Annotated in this window: 13 protein-coding genes and 1 pseudogene; 7 read left to right on the top strand and 7 right to left on the bottom strand. The window is 69.7% G+C overall.

Annotation, left to right across the window (positions count from 1 at the left end):
• Positions 1-42 precede the first annotated feature (42 nt).
• Entirely contained in the window at positions 43-2568 is a 2526-nt protein-coding gene (locus AB5J53_RS09840) for a RelA/SpoT family protein (RefSeq protein WP_369245242.1), read from the top strand.
• A 68-nt stretch (positions 2569-2636) separates the two neighbouring features.
• Here the strand turns inward: AB5J53_RS09840 and AB5J53_RS09835 are convergent, their stop codons facing one another.
• Together AB5J53_RS09835 and AB5J53_RS09830 are read right to left on the bottom strand one after the other, a co-directional pair.
• Positions 2637-3866: a DUF349 domain-containing protein gene (locus AB5J53_RS09835; RefSeq protein ID WP_369245241.1), complete on the bottom strand. Its 1230-nt coding sequence runs from the start codon at positions 3864-3866 to the stop codon at positions 2637-2639.
• A gap of 135 nt (positions 3867-4001) precedes the next feature.
• Positions 4002-4850, bottom strand: coding sequence for a peptidylprolyl isomerase (locus AB5J53_RS09830; protein WP_369245240.1), 849 nt, complete (start codon positions 4848-4850; stop codon positions 4002-4004).
• Between the two features lie 181 nt (positions 4851-5031).
• Here AB5J53_RS09830 and AB5J53_RS09825 point away from each other — a divergent pair, with 181 nt between their 5' ends.
• Positions 5032-5745 (top strand): MBL fold metallo-hydrolase, encoded by a 714-nt coding sequence (locus AB5J53_RS09825; RefSeq protein WP_369245239.1) that lies wholly within the window; start codon positions 5032-5034, stop codon positions 5743-5745.
• A gap of 12 nt (positions 5746-5757) precedes the next feature.
• Complete coding sequence (hisS, locus tag AB5J53_RS09820; protein WP_369245238.1) at positions 5758-7020, top strand: histidine--tRNA ligase; 1263 nt, start codon at positions 5758-5760, stop codon at positions 7018-7020.
• 169 nt (positions 7021-7189) lie between these two features.
• Here hisS and AB5J53_RS09815 read toward each other — a convergent pair whose 3' ends face one another.
• The 4 genes and pseudogenes from AB5J53_RS09815 to AB5J53_RS09800 form a co-directional block, all read right to left on the bottom strand.
• Positions 7190-7813, bottom strand: a complete 624-nt coding sequence (locus AB5J53_RS09815) for a response regulator (RefSeq protein ID WP_369245237.1) — start codon at positions 7811-7813, stop codon at positions 7190-7192.
• Positions 7810-9027: a sensor histidine kinase gene (locus AB5J53_RS09810; protein ID WP_369245236.1), complete on the bottom strand. Its 1218-nt coding sequence runs from the start codon at positions 9025-9027 to the stop codon at positions 7810-7812. Before AB5J53_RS09810 ends, AB5J53_RS09815 begins: the two co-directional genes overlap by 4 nt.
• Positions 9024-9869, bottom strand: coding sequence for an ABC transporter permease (locus AB5J53_RS09805; RefSeq protein WP_369245235.1), 846 nt, complete (start codon positions 9867-9869; stop codon positions 9024-9026). Before AB5J53_RS09805 ends, AB5J53_RS09810 begins: the two co-directional genes overlap by 4 nt.
• Positions 9866-10719, bottom strand: a pseudogene (locus tag AB5J53_RS09800) (ABC transporter ATP-binding protein). Before AB5J53_RS09800 ends, AB5J53_RS09805 begins: the two are co-directional and overlap by 4 nt.
• A gap of 139 nt (positions 10720-10858) precedes the next feature.
• On the opposite strand from AB5J53_RS09800, the gene AB5J53_RS09795 reads away from it, so the two are divergent.
• The 3 genes from AB5J53_RS09795 to rpsD all read left to right on the top strand — a co-directional run bounded on the left by AB5J53_RS09795 (position 10859) and on the right by rpsD (position 13886).
• Entirely contained in the window at positions 10859-11494 is a 636-nt protein-coding gene (locus AB5J53_RS09795) for a vitamin K epoxide reductase family protein (RefSeq protein ID WP_369245234.1), read from the top strand.
• Between the two features lie 59 nt (positions 11495-11553).
• Positions 11554-12909 (top strand): replication-associated recombination protein A, encoded by a 1356-nt coding sequence (locus AB5J53_RS09790; protein ID WP_369245233.1) that lies wholly within the window; start codon positions 11554-11556, stop codon positions 12907-12909.
• A gap of 362 nt (positions 12910-13271) precedes the next feature.
• The gene (gene rpsD / locus AB5J53_RS09785) at positions 13272-13886 is read left to right on the top strand and encodes a 30S ribosomal protein S4 (protein WP_369245232.1); all 615 of its coding nucleotides are present in this window, start codon (positions 13272-13274) and stop codon (positions 13884-13886) included.
• A gap of 30 nt (positions 13887-13916) precedes the next feature.
• Here the strand turns inward: rpsD and AB5J53_RS09780 are convergent, their stop codons facing one another.
• The gene (locus AB5J53_RS09780) at positions 13917-16082 is read right to left on the bottom strand and encodes an AAA family ATPase (protein WP_369245231.1); all 2166 of its coding nucleotides are present in this window, start codon (positions 16080-16082) and stop codon (positions 13917-13919) included.
• A 168-nt stretch (positions 16083-16250) separates the two neighbouring features.
• On the opposite strand from AB5J53_RS09780, the gene AB5J53_RS09775 reads away from it, so the two are divergent.
• On the top strand, positions 16251-16685 hold the full coding sequence (locus AB5J53_RS09775) for a DUF948 domain-containing protein (protein ID WP_189188020.1): 435 nt from the start codon (positions 16251-16253) through the stop codon (positions 16683-16685).
• Positions 16686-16691 lie beyond the last annotated feature (6 nt).

The following is a 16691-nucleotide window of genomic DNA, read 5'->3' as shown; positions in this document are numbered from 1 at the left end:
GGAGCCTGACCGGGGGACCCGGAACGCGCACGAGGAGCCCTCTTGCCAGACGAGGCCCAGCCACTCACCGCCGCCAAGCCCGAGCCCGCCTCGGCCCCCGCGGAAAAGCCCGCCAAGAACGCCACGAGCGGGCCGGTCGAGCACGCCCAGTCCGCGCCCGACGACAAGGCGGCCGAGCAGCCACGCCCCAAGCCGGCCCCTGCCGAGCGCCCCGCGAGCACCCCGGCGGTCCGACCGGCGGCGGGCCAGCCCTCCCGCACCGGCGGCTCCTCCAACCGCGTACGCGCCCGCCTCGCCCGTCTCGGCGTTCAGCGGTCCAACCCGTACAACCCGGTTCTGGAGCCGCTGCTGCGGATAGTGCGCAGCAACGACCCGAAGATCGAGACGGCGACGCTCCGGCAGATCGAGAAGGCCTACCAGGTCGCCGAGCGCTGGCACCGCGGCCAGAAGCGCAAGAGCGGCGACCCGTACATCACACACCCGCTCGCCGTGACGACGATCCTCGCCGAGCTGGGCATGGACCCGGCCACCCTGATGGCGGGCCTGCTGCACGACACCGTCGAGGACACCGAGTACGGCCTCGACACCCTGCGCCGCGACTTCGGTGACCAGGTCGCCCTGCTCGTCGACGGCGTCACCAAGCTGGACAAGGTCAAGTTCGGCGAGGCCGCGCAGGCCGAGACCGTGCGCAAGATGGTCGTCGCCATGGCCAAGGACCCGCGCGTCCTGGTCATCAAGCTCGCCGACCGCCTGCACAACATGCGCACGATGCGCTACCTCAAGCGCGAGAAGCAGGAGAAGAAGGCGCGCGAGACCCTGGAGATCTACGCGCCGCTCGCCCACCGCCTGGGCATGAACACCATCAAGTGGGAACTGGAAGATCTCGCCTTCGCGATCCTCTACCCCAAGATGTACGACGAGATCGTCCGCCTGGTCGCCGAGCGCGCCCCCAAGCGCGACGAGTACCTCGCGATAGTGACCGACGAGGTCCAGTCCGACCTGCGCGCCGCCCGCATCAAGGCGACCGTCACCGGCCGCCCCAAGCACTACTACAGCGTCTACCAGAAGATGATCGTCCGCGGCCGCGACTTCGCGGAGATCTACGACCTGGTGGGCATCCGCGTCCTCGTCGACACCGTGCGGGACTGCTACGCCGCCCTCGGCACCGTGCACGCGCGATGGAACCCGGTCCCCGGCCGGTTCAAGGACTACATCGCGATGCCCAAGTTCAACATGTACCAGTCACTGCACACGACGGTGATCGGGCCCAACGGCAAGCCCGTCGAACTCCAGATCCGTACGTTCGACATGCACCGCCGCGCCGAGTACGGCATCGCCGCGCACTGGAAGTACAAGCAGGAGACCGTCGCCGGTTCCTCCAAGATCCGTACGGACGTGCCCCGGGCGGCCAAGGGCAGCGCGGGCCAGGACACCGTCAACGACATGGCGTGGCTGCGCCAGTTGCTCGACTGGCAGAAGGAGACCGAGGACCCCTCGGAGTTCCTGGAGTCCCTGCGCTTCGACCTGTCCCGCAACGAGGTCTTCGTCTTCACGCCCAAGGGCGACGTCATAGCGCTCCCGGCGGGCGCGACCCCGGTGGACTTCGCGTACGCCGTCCACACGGAGGTCGGCCACCGCACGATAGGCGCACGGGTCAACGGACGCCTCGTCCCGCTCGAATCCACCCTGGACAACGGCGACTTGGTGGAGGTCTTCACCTCCAAGGCGGCCGGCGCGGGCCCGTCCCGCGACTGGCTGGGCTTCGTCAAGTCCCCGCGCGCCCGCAACAAGATCCGCGCCTGGTTCTCCAAGGAGCGCCGCGACGAGGCGATCGAGCAGGGCAAGGACGCCATCGCCCGCGCGATGCGCAAACAGAACCTCCCGATCCAGCGCATCCTCACCGGCGACTCACTGGTCACGCTCGCGCACGAGATGCGCTACCCCGACATCTCGTCCCTGTACGCGGCGATCGGTGAGGGCCATGTCGCCGCGCAGAGCGTCGTGCAGAAACTGGTGCAGGCCCTCGGCGGCGAGGAGGCGGCCACCGAGGAGATCGACGAGAGCGTTCCGCCCGCGCGCGGCCGCGGCCGCAAGCGCCGCTCCAACGCCGACCCGGGTGTCGTCGTCAAGGGCGTCGACGACGTCTGGGTCAAGCTCGCCCGCTGTTGTACGCCCGTACCGGGTGACCCGATCATCGGCTTCGTCACCCGCGGCAGCGGCGTATCGGTTCACCGCAGCGACTGCGTCAACGTCGATTCGCTCTCCCGCGAGCCCGAGCGCATCCTCGAGGTCGAGTGGGCGCCCACCCAGTCCTCGGTCTTCCTGGTCGCCATCCAGGTCGAGGCCCTGGACCGCTCGCGGCTCCTGTCGGACGTCACCCGCGTCCTGTCGGACCAGCACGTCAACATCCTGTCGGCGGCCGTCCAGACTTCCCGTGACCGCGTCGCCACCTCCCGCTTCACCTTCGAGATGGGCGACCCCAAGCACCTGGGGCACGTCCTGAAGGCGGTGCGGGGTGTGGAGGGCGTGTACGACGTGTACCGCGTGACGTCGGCCCGCAGGCCGTAAATCGGCCACTACGTAGAGGGGCTCCCGTACGGCGCGTACGGGAGCCCCTCTACGTAGCAGCGGAAAAACTAGCCGCCGAACTCCTGCAGGCCCTTCAGAGCCTGGTCGAGCAGCGCCTGGCGGCCATCGAGCTCCTTCTGGAGCTTGTCGGCCTTGGAGGTGTTGCCCGCGGAGCGAGCCGCCTCGATCTGGCCCTGGAGCTTGTCCACGGCGGCCTGGAGCTGACCGGTCAGACCCTCGGCACGCGCGCGTGCCTCCGGGTTGGTCCGGCGCCACTCGGCCTCTTCGGACTCCTGGAGAGCCCGCTCCACCGCGTGCATCCGGCCCTCGACCTTCGGGCGGGCGTCGCGCGGCACATGGCCGATGGCCTCCCAGCGCTCGTTGATGGAGCGGAAGGCGGCGCGGGCGGACTTCAGGTCCGTCACCGGGACGAGCTTCTCGGCCTCCTCGGCCAGCTCCTCCTTGAGCTTGAGGTTCTCCGACTGCTCAGCGTCGCGCTCGGCGAAGACGGAGCTGCGCGCCGCGAAGAACACGTCCTGGGCGCCGCGGAAGCGGTTCCACAGGTCGTCCTCGTGCTCGCGCTGGGCGCGGCCCGCGGCCTTCCAGTCGGCCATCAGCTCGCGGTAGCGCGCCGCCGTCGGACCCCAGTCGGTCGAGCCGGACAGCGACTCGGCCTCGGCGACCAGCTTCTCCTTGGTCTTGCGGGCCTCCTCGCGCTGCGCGTCCAGCGAGGCGAAGTGCGCCTTGCGGCGCTTGGAGAACGCCGAGCGGGCGTGCGAGAAGCGGTGCCACAGCTCGTCGTCCGACTTGCGGTCGAGTCGCGGCAGCCCCTTCCACGTGTCCACCAGGGAGCGCAGCCGCTCACCGGCCGCCCGCCACTGGTCGCTCTGCGCCAGCTCCTCGGCCTCGACGACCAGCGCCTCCTTGGCGTGCCGCGCCTCGTCGGACTGCTTGGCCCGCTGGGCCTTGCGCTCCTCACGGCGTGCGTCGACCGTCTCCACGAGCTTGTCCAGCCGCCCCCGCAGCGCGTCCAGATCACCGACCGCGTGGTGGGCGTCCACCTGCTCGCGGATGTGGTCGATGGCGGCCTGGGCGTCCTTCGCCGACAGGTCGGTGGTCTTCACTCGCTTTTCGAGGAGGCCGATCTCGACAACCAGGCCTTCGTACTTGCGCTCGAAGTAGGCCAGCGCCTCATCAGGAGAGCCGGCCTGCCAGGAACCGACGACCTGCTCGCCGTCGGCCGTACGCACGTACACGGTCCCCGTCTCGTCGACGCGGCCCCACGGGTCGCTGCTCACAGCGCCTCCTCCACATGATGCCTGTGAGGGGCGTCACTGCCCCCTGGCATCGTCCACAGTTTCGTCACGGCCAACATAGGCGACCGGCGGGGCGGCTGTCCGCATCCCGCGCGACCGAAGTTTCGCAGTTGAGGGTCAGGGTTTAGTGACGGTTGCCTTGTTGATCACCACGGTCGCGTTCGGTGCGGTGTTGCCCGTTTGAGGGTCGACGGCCTGCGCCCCGGCGGCGGCGATCTTCTTGAGGACCTTCATCCCCGCCTCGGACACCGTGCCGAACGGTGTGTAGTCGGGCGGAAGCTGACTGTCCTGGTAGACGAGGAAGAACTGGCTGCCGCCGGTGTTGCGGCCCTTCTTCGTCTGTGAGTTGTACTGGTTGGCCATGGCGATCGTGCCCGCCGGATAGACGTTGCCTTTCAGGCTGCTGTCCTTCAGGTTCTCGTCCGGAATCGTGTAGCCGGGACCGCCGGTGCCGGTGCCCGTCGGGTCCCCGCACTGCAGCACGTAGATGCCGTCGGTGGTCAGCCGGTGGCACTTGGTGTGGTCGAAGTAGCCCTTGCCGGCGAGGAAGTTGAAAGAGTTGACGGTGTGCGGCGCCGCCGACGCCTTCAGCGCGATGTCTATGTCACCGCACGTCGTCGCCATCTTCATCGTGTAGTCCGCGGACTTGTCGATGGTGATCGCCGGCTCCTTCTTCCAGCTCAGCGACTTCACCTTGCCCGCCGCGGCCTTCTCGCACGGATCCGGCGCCTTGCTCGTCGGCGTTGCGCTCGGGGTCACCTCGGCGCCCGCGTTGGCCTTCTTGTCGTCGTTCTTGAAGACCCCGGTCGCGTACGACACGACACTGCCCACCACGACGACGCCGAGGACCGAGGCGACCACCGCGTTGCGTGCGTGTGTCTTGCGTCGCGCGGCCGTGCGCCGCTGCTGCTGTCGCAAGAACTTCTCCCGGGCGAGCTGACGCCGCCGCTGCTCCTGGCTGACCACCGGGTTTTCTCCTCGTGCGTCTCGTACGTCAAGTGGGACGCGTGCGTCTTGTGAGCCGACCGCCTGCGTGTGACCCGTACCGTATATGGGTTCGCTGAGGAATCGGCAGCGCCGGTAGGCTCTGATCCACAGCCGCCCACCCCGTACGAGACAACCGCGTACGCCACCACGAAGGACGATCGTGCTCATTGCCGGGTTCCCCGCCGGGGCCTGGGGGACCAACTGTTACCTGGTCGCCCCCGCCGCGGGTGAGGAGTGCGTGATCATCGACCCGGGCCATCAGGCCGCCCAGGGAGTCGAGGACGCACTCAAGAAGCATCGGCTCAAGCCCGTCGCGGTCATCCTCACCCACGGCCACATCGACCATGTCGCCTCGGTCGTCCCGGTGTGCGGAGCGCACGACGTACCGGCGTGGATCCACCCCGAGGACCGGTACATGATGAGCGACCCGGAGAAGGCGCTCGGCCGGTCCATCGGGATGCCGCTGATGGGCGAGCTGACGGTGGGGGAGCCGGACGACGTGAAGGAGCTGACCGACGGCGCGCAGCTGAAGCTGGCGGGCCTCGACCTCTCCGTCGCCCACGCGCCCGGCCATACCAAGGGGTCGGTGACCTTCCAGATGCCCGAGACCGCGGAGATCCCGTCCGTGTTCTTCTCCGGGGACCTGCTGTTCGCCGGCTCCATCGGACGCACCGACCTGCCCGGCGGCTCCCACGCCGAGATCCTCGACTCGCTGGCCCGTGTGTGCCTGCCGCTCGACGACTCGACCGTGGTGCTGTCCGGCCACGGCCCCCAGACGACCATCGGCCAGGAGCGCGCCACCAATCCGTACGTGCGGCAGGTGGCCGCCGGCCTGGGAGCGGACCCGACCTCCGCTCCTCGACGAGGAATGTGACGAGAGACTTCCGTGAGCACCTTCAAGGCCCCCAAGGGCACGTACGACCTGATTCCGCCGGAGAGCGCGAAGTACCTCGCGGTGCGCGAGGCGATCGCCGCGCCACTGCGGAACTCCGGCTACGGCTACATCGAGACGCCCGGCTTCGAGAACGTCGAGCTGTTCGCGCGCGGGGTCGGTGAGTCCACCGACATCGTGACCAAGGAGATGTACGCCTTCGAGACCAAGGGCGGCGACAAGCTGGCCCTGCGTCCGGAGGGCACGGCCTCCGTCCTGCGCGCGGCCCTTGAGGCCAACCTGCACAAGGCGGGCAACCTCCCCGTCAAGCTCTGGTACTCGGGCTCGTACTACCGCTACGAGCGTCCCCAGAAGGGCCGTTACCGGCACTTCTCCCAGGTGGGCGCCGAGGCGATCGGAGCCGAGGACCCGGCGCTGGACGCCGAGCTGATCATCCTGGCGGACCAGGCGTACCGCTCGCTGGGGCTCAGCAACTTCCGCATCCTGCTCAACTCCCTGGGCGACAAGGAGTGCCGCCCCGTCTACCGGGCCGCCCTGCAGGACTTCCTGCGCGGCCTGAATCTGGACGAGGACACCCTTCGCCGCGCCGAGATCAACCCTCTGCGCGTCCTCGACGACAAGCGTGACGACGTCCAGAAGCAGCTGGTGGGAGCCCCGCTCCTGCGGGATTACCTCTGCGACGCGTGCAAGGCGTACCACGAGGAAGTGCGCGAGCTCATCACCGCCGCGGGTGTCTCCTTCGAGGACGACCCGAAGCTGGTGCGCGGGCTCGACTACTACACCCGGACGACCTTCGAGTTCATCCACGACGGCCTGGGATCGCAGTCCGCGGTGGGCGGCGGCGGCCGTTACGACGGCCTGTCCGAGATGATCGGCGGTCCCGCCCTGCCGTCGGTGGGCTGGGCGCTGGGTGTCGACCGTACGGTCCTCGCCCTGGAGGCCGAGGGCGTCTCGCTCGAACTGCCCGCGTCCACCAGTGTGTTCGCGGTGCCGCTCGGGGAGGAGGCGCGGCGGGTGCTGTTCGGTGTGGTCACGGCGCTGCGAAAGGCCGGGGTCGCGGCGGACTTCTCCTACGGTGCGAAGGGGCTCAAGGGCGCGATGAAGAACGCGAACCGGTCGGGTGCGCGGTACACCATCGTCGCCGGTGAGCGGGATCTCGCCGAGGGCGTCGTGCAGCTCAAGGACATGGAGTCCGGCGAGCAGACCCCGGTGCCCGTCGACGGGATCGTGGCGGATCTGGAGTCGAGGCTGGGCTGAGGGGTGGGGGCGGCTGGGGTGGGTTTGTTTCGCCCTCTCCGCCCCTACCCAACTGCGCAGTTCCCCCCGCCCCTTTTAGGGGCGCGGGGAACTGCGCAGTCTTTCATGGGGGTCTGGGGGCGCAGCCCCCAGGTGCGGGACGGGTAGGGGCGGAGGGGGCGAAAGAACCTCACTCCAGCAACCCGAACCGCATCGCACTGGTCACCGCGGCCGTCCGATCATCCACCCCCAACTTCCCGAAGACCCGCAGCAGATGGGTCTTCACGGTGGACTCCCCGATGAAGAGCCGACGCCCGATCTCGGCGTTCGTGCACCCTTCGGCGACCAGCCGAAGCACCGCGGTCTCACGCTCCGACAACCGCGGCCGCTCCGGCTTCGTACGCAGCTGGTCCACGAGACGCGCGGCGACGGACGGCGCCAACACGGTCTCGCCCCGCGCAGCGGCCCGCACCGCGTCCGCGAGTTCCGCCCGCGGCAGATCCTTCAGCAGATACCCCGCCGCCCCCGCCTCCACCGCCCGCAGAATGTCCCGGTCCGTCTCGTACGTCGTCAGCACGACGACCCGGCACGACAACCCCGCCTCTGTCATGCGGACGATCGAGTCGACGCCGCCACCCTCCGGCATCCGCAGGTCCATGAGCACGATGTCGGGCCGGAGCTCGGCGGCCAGCGCCTCCGCCTGCGGTCCGCTGGACGCGTCGGCGATCACATCGAGGTCGGGCTCGGCGCTGAGCATGGCGCGCAGCCCTTCGCGTACGACGGGATGGTCGTCGGCGAGGATGATCCGGATCACGAGTCGCTCCTGGGGACGGGCAGGCACACGGTGACGGTCGTGCCGGTGCCGGGCGTACTGCGTACCTGAGCCGTACCGCCCACCTCGGCGGCCCGCGCGCGCAACCCCGCCAGACCGTAGCCGTCGACCGGCGCGGCGGGGTCGAAGCCGCAGCCGTCGTCGCGCACGGAGACGGCCAGGGAATCGTCGGCGTAGGCCAACACGACCGCGACCGCAGCCGAACTCCCCGCGTGCTTACGGGCGTTCGCCAGCGCTTCCTGGCAGGAGCGCAGCACGACGACCTCGGGCCCGGCGGGCAGCGCACGCACCGCGCCGGTCACGTCGACGGTCGCTTCATGGCGCGCGGCGAGCCGGCGCAGCGCGTCGGGCAGCGAGGCGCCGTCGAGGTCGGCGGGCGTGCCGCCGGCGACCAGGGCTCGCGCCTCGGCGAGGTTCTGCCGAGCGGTATCGGCCATCAGGGCCAGATGGCGGCGAGCCTGTGGCACGTCGTGGTCCAGCTCGGCGTCGACGGCCTGGACCAGCATCAGCAGGCTGGTGAAGCCCTGCGCGAGGGTGTCGTGGATCTCCCGGGTGAGCCGCTCCCGTTCGGCCAGGGCGCCGTGTGCGGCCGAGAGACGGGAGATCTCGTGGCGGCTGGCGTCCAACTCGGCGATCAGCTCGGCCCGTTCCTGGCTCTGCTCGATGATGCGGATGATCCAGCTGCCGAGGGCGGCCGAGAAGACGAGGGTGACCACGGCGAAGACGGTGTTGAAGAAGACGTCCTGGTCGCTGGGCCACCACAGCAGCACCCAGCCCACCACGGGCGCGATGTTGATGACGGTCACGGTGGTCAGCGCCCAGCGAAGGCGGAGGCCGATGAAGCACTGCGGAACCAGAGCGAACGTCATCAAGCGGGTCTCGCCGACCAGGATGCCGGGCGGCAGGAACAGCACGATCGCGCCCGCGATGTAGCCGAGGGCGCGGCGCTCGTCCGGGCTCTCGGCCGTGAGGATGGGGCGCCCGACCGCCAGATACCAGGGAATCAGCAGCAGAAGCAGTGCGCCGGCGGCGACGCGGATGTGCCACCCCGGATGGCTCGTGCCCAGCACGAACACCAGGGTGGCCACCCAAACGATCGCGAAGTACGAGTCCCACAGCCGGAACGAGCGGTCCCAGGTGTTCGACTCGCGAGCTCCGTTCGCCGTCGAGTCGAGACGCTCGCCCGGATTGCTCATCCCTCGCGCCGGTTCTTCCACCGGAAGGTCAGCAGACACAGCAGCAATCCTCCGACGCACCACGCCCCGAGTACCAGGGCGATCCGCCCGAACTCCCAGCCGCCCGCCTGTTCGAGGACCTTCGCCGACTCGGGCAGGAACACCCCGCGCAGACCCTGGCACATCCATTTCAGCGGGAACAGCGCGCCGATGTTCAGCATCCAGTCCGGGATGGTGTCGATGGCGATGTACACACCGGAGATGAACTGGAGGACCAGGAAGGGCAGTACGACCACCGACGTGGCGCTCTTGCCGGACTTCGGGACCGAGCTGATCGCGATGCCGAGAAGGGCGCAGGCCGTGAGGCCCAGGACGAAGATCCAGGCGAAGTCCGCCCACTTGCCGAGGTCCGAGGGCAGGTCCACGTCGTACAGCGTCGTGCCGACGAGGAGCAGGATCGCGGTCTCCAGGGCGCCGGTCACCAGGACCAGCCAGATCTTGCCGAGGAAGTACGCGGCCGGTGGCATCGGTGTGCCGCGCAGCCGGCGCAGCACCTTCTCGTCCCGTTCGATCGCGATCGAGATGCCCAGGGACTGGAAGCTGGTGGACATGATGCCCGCGGCCATCATGGCGGGGACGTACAGCTGGGAGGCGGTGATGCCCGCTCCCTGGACGTCGTCGCTGAAGATCGACGCGAAGAGGAAGAGGAAGACGACCGGGAAGGCGAAGGTGAACACCACCTGGTCCCGCTGACGGAAGAACTGTTTGATCTCCAGGGCGCCCCGCTGGAGACCGAGCCCCCAGCCTCCGGGCAGCCTGCCCGCGAAGGTCTCACTGTGCGCGCGTACGGCGGTCGTGGTCATCGCGCGTCCTCCTGTCCGGTCAGCCGCAGATAGACGTCCTCCAAGGTGGGGCGGCTCACCCGCAGCCCGGGGATCTCGCCGTCGAAGCGGTGCATGAGCTCGGCGATGGTCCTCGTGGGCGTGTCCGTGCGCTCGTCGCGCGGGGTGCCGTCGGACTCCGTCCACTCGACGGTCGCCTCGGTGCCGAAGCGCTCGCGCAGTGCGGACGGCTCGCCCTCGGCGACCACCCGGCCCTTCGCGATGACCGCGAGGCGGTGCGCGAGCGCCTCCGCCTCCTCCAGGTAGTGCGTGGTGAGCAGGATCGTCGTGCCCTCGTCGGCAAGCTTGCGGATCAGTTCCCAGAACTGCCGCCGCGCGGCCGGATCGAAGCCGGTCGTCGGTTCGTCCAGGAGCAGCAGCTCGGGGCCGCCGATCACACCGAGCGCGACGTCCAGCCGCCTGCGCTGGCCGCCGGAGAGCGCCTTGATACGGCTGCCCGCCTTCTCCTCCAGACCGACCAGGCCGATGACTTCCTCGGGGTCGCGGGGCCTCGGGTAGTAGCGGGCGAAGTGCCGCACGGTCTCGCGCACCGTCAACTCGGCGGGCGCGGATTCGTCCTGCCAGACGATGCCGACGCGCGCGTGCCCGTCGCCGGATCCGCGCCGAGCACCGAGACCTCGCCCGCGTCCCGGCCGCGGTTGCCCTGGAGGATCTCCACGGTGGTGCTCTTGCCCGCTCCGTTGGGTCCGAGCAGGCCGAACACCTCGCCCTGCCGTATGCCGAGATCGACGCCGTCGACGGCGGTCACGTCGCCGTACTGCTTGCGCAGCCCCCGTACGTCCACCGCGAGTTGGTTCGCGTGTGCTGTCATGCCGACGAGCCTCCCGCCGAACCGAACGCTCCGGGACGACCGTGCGTACTTCCTTATGTCCATCGAACGGTGGACACGGGGGCGAGTGCGGCACAATGTCCCTGCCCGCAGGCCCCTTCGAAGCTACGGAAACGGCGTGATGAGCAAGACGACAGTCAAGGACGTCCCGACCGACCAGGAAAGCGTCGCCGCTCCCCGGACGGTCGGCGGCAGCCGTGCCCTCGCCCTGCTGCTGGTGATCACCGGTGCGGCCGGTCTCCTCGCCGCGTGGGTCATCACGATCGACAAGTTCAAGCTGCTGGAGAACCCGAACTTCGTGCCCGGGTGCAGCCTGAACCCGGTCGTCTCCTGCGGCAACATCATGAAGAGCGACCAGGCCTCGGCCTTCGGTTTCCCCAACCCCATGCTCGGCCTCGTCGCCTACGGCATCGTCATCTGCGTCGGCATGAGTCTGCTCGCCCGGGCCACCTTCCCGCGCTGGTACTGGCTGACCTTCAACTTCGGCACGCTCTTCGGGGTGGGATTCTGCACCTGGCTGCAGTTCCAGTCGCTGTACCGCATCAACTCGCTGTGCCTGTGGTGCTCCCTGGCCTGGGTCGCGACGATCATCATGTTCTGGTACGTGACCTCGTCCAACATCCGCAAGGACTTCCTGCCCGCCCCGCGCTGGCTGAAGAGCTTCTTCGGCGAGTTCACCTGGGTCCTGCCGGTGCTGCACATCGGCATCATCGGGATGCTGATCCTGACCCGCTGGTGGGACTTCTGGACCAGCTGAGCCCCGCTGTTCTCCCGGGCCCGGCGGCGTTGTCAGTGGCGTGACATAGGGTTTTGCACGTGGAGCCCGACCTGTTCACCGCCGCAGCAGAAGAACGCCAGGAGAAGGACCCGTCCGCCAGTCCCCTGGCGGTACGGATGCGCCCGCGCACCCTCGACGAAGTCGTGGGCCAGCAGCATCTGCTGAAGCCGGGATCGCCCTTGCGCAGACTCGTCGGCGAGGGGAACGGCGGCCCGGCCGGACCGTCCTCGGTGATCCTCTGGGGTCCGCCCGGCACGGGCAAGACGACCCTCGCCTATGTGGTGTCCAAGGCCACCAACAAGCGCTTCGTGGAGCTGTCGGCGATCACCGCGGGCGTCAAGGAAGTACGCGCGGTCATCGACGGAGCACGCCGTGCCACCGGCGGCTTCGGCAAGGAGACCGTCCTCTTCCTCGACGAGATCCACCGCTTCAGCAAGGCCCAGCAGGACTCCCTGCTGCCCGCGGTCGAGAACCGCTGGGTGACCTTGATCGCGGCGACCACCGAGAACCCGTACTTCTCGGTGATCTCCCCCCTCCTCTCCCGCTCCCTCCTCCTCACCCTCGAACCGCTGACGGACGACGACCTGCGCGGCCTCGTCAAGCGCGCGCTGACCGACGAGCGCGGCCTCAAGGACGCCGTCACGCTTCCCGAGGACACCGAGGAGCACCTGCTGCGGATCGCCGGCGGGGACGCCCGCCGCGCCCTGACCGCCCTGGAGGCCGCGGCCGGCGCCGCGCTCGACAAGGGCGAGACGGAGATCAGCCTCCAGACCCTGGAGGAGACCGTCGACCGCGCCGCCGTGAAGTACGACCGCGACGGCGACCAGCACTACGACGTGGCGAGCGCGCTCATCAAGTCCATCCGCGGCTCGGACGTGGACGCGGCACTGCACTACCTGGCCCGGATGATCGAGGCCGGTGAGGACCCCCGCTTCATCGCCCGCCGACTGATGATCTCCGCCAGCGAGGACATCGGCCTCGCCGATCCGAACGCGCTGCCCATAGCCGTGGCCGCCGCCCAGGCCGTCGCGATGATCGGCTTCCCCGAGGCCGCGCTCACCCTCAGCCACGCCACCATCGCCCTCGCCCTGGCCCCGAAGTCCAACGCCGCGACGATGGCGATCGGCGCCGCCATGGAGGACGTACGCAAGGGGCACGCGGGGCCCGTGCCGCTCCACCTGCGCGACGGGCACTACAAGGGCGCGGCCAAACTGGGGCACGCCCAGGGGTACGTGTATCCGCACGACCTGCCCGAAGGGATCGCCGCCCAGCAGTACGCCCCGGAGGAGCTCAAGGACCGGGAGTACTACACGCCGACCCGGCACGGCGCCGAGGCGCGGTACGCGGACGCGGTGGAGTGGACCAGGAAGCATCTCGGCCGGGGAAAGCCCTGATGCCACCGGGCACGGGCGCTGCGGCCCTCTGGTCGAAAGCGCTCCTGACCGCCCTGTAAGATGACCTGAAGCGCTGCGTCCCGTGTCCGGCTCCGGTCGGCACCACCAGAACGGGACATCCAGCCGGAGCCCCTGCCTCCACGGAGGGATTCCAGGAGCGTCGCGCACCGTCGAAGGTGTCGCGGGCAGCCCACCACCACCCGGTCTTCCGGAGCGGTCGGTGGGCCACTCGCGTGCTGCACGTATGTGCCCAGACCAGGGAGCGGCTGCCCAGCAGGTCCGTAAGGACCCGCAGGGTTTCCCAGGCTGCGGATTGCGACCTCCCTTAACTCTGGTGAGCCGAAATCAAGGAAAGAGAAAAAGTGGCGAATCAGTCCCGCCCCAAGGTCAAGAAGTCGCGTGCCCTCGGTATCGCGCTGACCCCGAAGGCCGTCAAGTACTTCGAGGCCCGCCCCTACCCGCCGGGTGAGCACGGCCGTGGCCGCAAGCAGAACTCGGACTACAAGGTCCGTCTGCTCGAGAAGCAGCGTCTGCGCGCGCAGTACGACGTGTCCGAGCGCCAGCTCGTCCGCGCCTACGAGCGTGCCTCCAAGGTCCAGGGCAAGACCGGTGAGGCCCTGATCATCGAGCTGGAGCGTCGTCTCGACGCGCTGGTCCTGCGTTCGGGCATCGCCCGCACGATCTACCAGGCCCGCCAGATGGTCGTTCACGGCCACATCGAGGTCAACGGCCAGAAGGTCGACAAGCCGTCCTTCCGCGTCAAGCCCGACGACGTCGTGATGGTCCGCGAGCGCAGCCGCGAGAAGACCCTGTTCCAGGTTTCCCGCGAGGGCGGCTTCGCCCCCGACGGCGAGACCCCGCGCTACCTCCAGGTGAACCTCCGCGCCCTGGCCTTCCGCCTGGACCGTGAGCCGAACCGCAAGGAGATCCCGGTGATCTGCGACGAGCAGCTCGTCGTCGAGTACTACGCCCGCTGATCTTCCTGCGGACGTAGCACCACCTGCGCGTCAGCCCGTCGTCTCCCCACCCTTCGAAGTGGGCGAGACGGCGGGTTCTCGATTTTCCGGGGGAAGCCTGCGCTGCGAGGGCACCGCACCGAGCGTGCGGGCGCCGTCGGCCGGCCCCAGTGCCCGGGCCACCGCCGCTTCCTGTTCGAGCCGCGCGCCGACCCGAACGCACTCCGCGTACCGCTCGTCGCCCAGCCGCTCCCGGGCCATGGCCTCGCACCGCTCGTGCGGCGCGTTGTAGTGCGCCGAGCCGAACAGCGGCAGACCCACCGACGGCCACATCCGGGACGCCGCCCCCTGCAGCACCGCGGCCTCGGCCGGATCGCCCACCACCGCCGTGACCAGCGCGAGCAGCTCCACCGAGAGGACCGTGCCGAGCAGATCGTGGAAGGTGTGCGCGATGCCGAGGCACTCCTGAAGGAGGTCCCGGGCCCGCGCCGTATCTCCCTCGGCCAAAGCCTCGTACGCCAGGACGTACAGCGCGTACGCCAGCGCCCAGCGCTCCCCGTGGTCCTCGCAGACCCGGCGGACGTCCGCGCACAGCTTCACCGCGCCCGGCAGATCGCCCTGGAACGCCAGAGTCATCGCCAGCTCGACCTGGCCCATCAGCACATTGCTGTTGAGCTCGCCGATCTCGTGATAGCGGTCCAGCGCCGAGCGCAGCAAGGTTTCGGCACGCGCCATGTCGTCCGTGACCAGCGCCAGACAGCCGGTGCGGTGCTCGGCGTATGCCACCGCGGTCGCGTTGCCCCTGCGCTCCGCCTCCTCACGGCACTCCATGAGCGCGGACAGCGCGGGCACGGTGTCGCCCTGGAGGACCGCCACATAGCCGAGCACCCACAGCGCCTTGAGCCGCGACTGCTCCTGCGTTCCGTCCTCCGCGTCAAGGCTGCGCTCCAGCCAGTGCCGGCCCTCCGACAGCCGGCCGCAGCCGACCCAGTAGAACCACAGGCTGCCCGCCAGGTACTGGCCCAGATGAACCTCGCCCGGCTCGGTCAGACAGTGCTCCAGGGCGCGGCGCAGATTCGGCAGCTCCGTGTCGACGCGCGCGGCGACCTCGCCCTGCCGCGGCGAGAACCAGTCCAGCTCGCACCAGGTGGCCAGCCCCATGTACCAGTCGCGGTGACGGCGGTGCAGCCGGTCCGCGTCGCCCGTCGCCTCCAGCCAGTCCGCGCCGTACGCCCGGACCGTGTCCAGCATCCGATAGCGCACGCCCGCCGCCGTCTCCTCGCGGGACAGCACCGACTGCGCGAGCAGTTCGCCCAACACGTCGAGGACGTCGTCGGAGTGCAGCCCGTCTCCACTGCACACGTACTCGGCGGCTTCCAGGTCGAACTGCCCGGCGAACACCGAGAGCCGCGCCCACAGCAGTCGCTCCTCGGGCGTGCACAGCTCATGGCTCCAGCCGATCGCCGTACGTAAGGTCTGGTGTCGTGGCGGCGCGTCACGCGCGCCGCCGGTCAGCAGCCGGAACCGGTCCTCGAGCCGGGACAGCAGCTGTGTGGGGGAGAGGGCAGCCAGCCGCCCCGCCGCCAGTTCGAGCGCGAGCGGGATCCCGTCCAGGCGCCGGCACAGCTCCCGTACATCGGACCGGTTGCCGTCGTGCAGGGCGAACCGCGGGACCCGGGCCGCCGCCCGCTGCGCGAACAGCTCCGCCGCCTCCGGCTCGGTCAGCGGCGCCAGCGGGAACAGCCGCTCGCCACCGACCTCCAGCGGTCTGCGCCCCACGGCCAGCACGCGAAGCCCGGGCACGCGCCGCAGCAGCTCGCCCACCAGCGAGGCGCACGCGTCCACCAGATGCTCGAACCCGTCGAGGACGAGGAGGAGTTGACGCTCGGCGAGATGGTCGAGCAGCACCCGGCGCGGCGGCCGCGACGTCTGATCCGTCAGACCGAGGGCCTCGACGACCGCGTACTCGACGAGGTCCGGATCGCGCACCGCGGACAGTTCCACACGCCAGGCCCCGTCGCGCACGTCCGTCCGCGCCGCGGCGTGCGCCGCCAGCCGCGACTTGCCCACGCCGCCCATGCCCGTCACGGTCACCAGGCGGGCCGTCCCCAGTGCCTCGGTCAGCCGCGTGAGTTCGGCCGAGCGTCCCACGAACGCGTTGAGTTCCAGGGGCAGATTGCCGGGTGCCGCAGGGGCGGAGCGCTGAGAATCTCGCATGGGACACGGAGCGTACTGACCCGTAAGCGGTCCGTACAATCGCTTCGCGTAACTCCGCCGCGGGCAGCCGTTAATGCGGTACGGAGCGGCAGCCCCGGCGCGATAGGCTCGGGGGACTGATTTTTTGGTTCCGATGTTCAATGCACGTATCAGGGAGCAGGTGCGCCAGTGTCCGGTGGAGAGGTGGCCGGCATCCTGGTGGCCGTCTTCTGGGCGATCCTGGTCTCCTTCCTCGCCGTCGCGCTGGCGAGGCTGGCCCAGACGCTCAGGGCGACCACCAAGCTCGTCGCGGACGTGACCGACCAGGCCGTCCCGCTCCTGGCAGACGCCTCCGCGGCCGTGCGCTCCGCACAGACGCAGATCGAGCGGGTCGACGCCATCGCGTCGGACGTCCAGGAGGTCACGTCGAACGCGTCGGCGCTGTCGTCCACCGTCGCCTCCACCTTCGGCGGCCCCCTGGTGAAGGTCGCGGCGTTCGGCTACGGCGTGCGCCGGGCCATCGGAGGCCGTCGTGAGAATGTGCCCGACAAGGCGTCCCGACGTACCGTGATCGTGGGCCGCACCGTCCCGTCCGCGCGACGGGGAAAGCGGAAGAAGGACTGACGCAGC

Origin of the sequence: Streptomyces sp. R41 (genome assembly GCF_041053055.1) — a bacterium.
Lineage (GTDB): Bacteria > Actinomycetota > Actinomycetes > Streptomycetales > Streptomycetaceae > Streptomyces.
The sequence above is the reverse complement of the archived record's forward strand: the minus strand, read 5'-3'. Positions and strand labels throughout refer to the sequence as shown.